A 1,804-nucleotide genomic window follows, 5' to 3' on the forward strand; every position below is an offset into this window, starting at 1 on the left:
GGATGAAGACGCCGTCGCCGCGCGCTTTGCCGTGCGCCGCTGGCCGTCGCTGGTTTGGCTGCGCGATGCGGGTTACGTCACCACCTTCAGCGGCATGCTCGACTGGGACGAATACCTGCGCCTGGCGGACAGTGCCGTGAGCCAAAGCAATGCGCGCATTCCATTGCTTGCCGGTGCCCCGGTCAGCGCCCCCGGAGGTTGCCAATGAACCACGATGCCAATAACCGCGATGCGCAAAGCCACGCCGTGGAGTTCGATCCGCTGAACTACATCCCCGTGGTGGATATCGGCCCTGGCTCGCAACCTGACGATGAGGACGTGCTCGAATACATCAGCATGCCTCAGGGCATGTATACCCATAGCATTCCGGTGCTGCCCGAACCTGAAGAGCTGGAGGCGCTGCCCGGCGCCCGGCAAGCATTGCAACAGTTGCTGCAATGCCTGCGAGACTGCAACAACGGCCTGCCCACGCAAAGCGTCGACCTCAGCGGCCTGGAAATCGGCGACCGCAAGCTGCTCGACCAATTGCTGGGCGAAGGCGAAGTCAGCGCGATCATTGCCGCGCAGCCGTCGTTGCGTATCCAGGAATCGATCTTCGCCGGCGTATGGCGCATCTACGGCCAGGGCTACGATCACGTCGAAGTGGGCGCCGCGCCCTCGCAACTGCGCGGCAATGCTCGCGCTGCGGCTCGGCCTGCGGATTTCGACTTGTCGTCCCCGTTGCCGCTCGGCGTCATGAACGCCCCGGCGATCCTGACCGAGGTACAAGACCGCAGCCAACACTGGCAACCCGGCGATCAGGTGCATGTCATCAACCTGACCTTACTGCCGTTGTCCGAACAAGACATCGCCTTCCTCGACACCTATTTGCCCGCCGGCCCTGTGCGCGCATTGGCCCGTGGCTATGGCAATTGCCTGATCAGCGCCACCCGGATCCAGAACTGCTGGCGCATCACGTACTTCAACTCGCAGGATGCGCAAATCCTCGACACCATCGAAATCACCGACCTGCCGGAAGTGATCTGCGCCGCCCCCGAAGACCTGGCCGACTCGCTGGAGCGCTTCGAAGACGTTATCCAGTGGTTCGAAGGGCAGTGAGGTCAAGATGAACGAAAAAACCAGCTTCGAAGGCAGCTACGGCGGCGACAACGCCCGGATCAGCGATGCCACCCGCCTGGAATGCAAAATTTGCTGGTGGGTGTATGACCCGCGCGAAGGTGACCCGGTCTGGCAGATCGAGCCCGGCACGCCGTTCTCCGCGTTGCCGGACCATTGGCGTTGCCCGAACTGCGATGGCGATGCGGAGCAGTTCATGGTGATCGATGAACCTGTCTGAGTGGCAAGACTGCCCGGCGCAACAGGCACGAACCCTGTGCACGCATTTCCAGGGCATCGCCGACACACGCATGCGCGGGTTGCCGTTTCTCAATCAACAACTGGTGGTCGAGGCGGTGGGCTTTAGCGCGCAAATCGCCGGGGAAAACGCGGCAACCGGGGTGCTCGGCATTCTGATCACGCCTTGGTTCATGAACCTGATCTGGCTGCCGGAGAACACCGGCACAATCCTGGCCCAGGGGGCGTCAGGGGAGCATCAATTTGGCGGCCAGTGCCTGAGCTTTATTGGCGCAGAGGGCGAGGACATCGGTGGTTACGAGAGCTGCTCGCTGTTTTCACCGATGTTTGAATTCGCCGATCAGGACGCGGCCCGGCAAACCGCCGAACAGGTGCTGGCGTTGTTGCGGGACGCGCCCGAACGCCCACCCGAACGCCCGGCCATCAGCCGCCGTGGCTTGTTGTTCGGACG

The 1,804-nt window shown here is 62.7% G+C and carries 3 protein-coding genes and 1 pseudogene; all 4 read left to right on the forward strand.

The window, feature by feature from the left end; genetic code table 11:
* Positions 1 to 208, forward strand: a pseudogene (locus tag L9Z73_RS30055) (hydrogenase); the annotation flags it as partial.
* The gene (locus L9Z73_RS30060) at positions 205 to 1,098 is read left to right on the forward strand and encodes a hydrogenase expression/formation protein (protein ID WP_247408574.1); all 894 of its coding nucleotides are present in this window, start codon (positions 205 to 207) and stop codon (positions 1,096 to 1,098) included. The pseudogene L9Z73_RS30055 and the gene L9Z73_RS30060, both read left to right, overlap by 4 nt.
* 7 nt (positions 1,099 to 1,105) lie before the next feature.
* Positions 1,106 to 1,336: a rubredoxin gene (locus tag L9Z73_RS30065; protein ID WP_247408575.1), complete on the forward strand. Its 231-nt coding sequence runs from the start codon at positions 1,106 to 1,108 to the stop codon at positions 1,334 to 1,336.
* The coding region (hybE, locus tag L9Z73_RS30070; RefSeq protein ID WP_247408576.1) for a [NiFe]-hydrogenase assembly chaperone HybE at positions 1,323 to 1,804 on the forward strand (482 nt) is incomplete at its 3' end. The genes L9Z73_RS30065 and hybE, both read left to right, overlap by 14 nt.

The sequence above is a fragment of the Pseudomonas emilianonis genome (assembly GCF_023072625.1).
GTDB lineage: Bacteria > Pseudomonadota > Gammaproteobacteria > Pseudomonadales > Pseudomonadaceae > Aquipseudomonas > Aquipseudomonas paraveronii.

Excerpts from the sequence above, each read along its gene's own strand:
- L9Z73_RS30065 (WP_247408575.1), top strand. The coding sequence starts at position 1,106 with ATGAACGAAAAAACCAGCTTCGAAGGCAGCTACGGCGGCGACAACGCC.
- L9Z73_RS30060 (WP_247408574.1), top strand. The coding sequence starts at position 205 with ATGAACCACGATGCCAATAACCGCGATGCGCAAAGCCACGCCGTGGAG.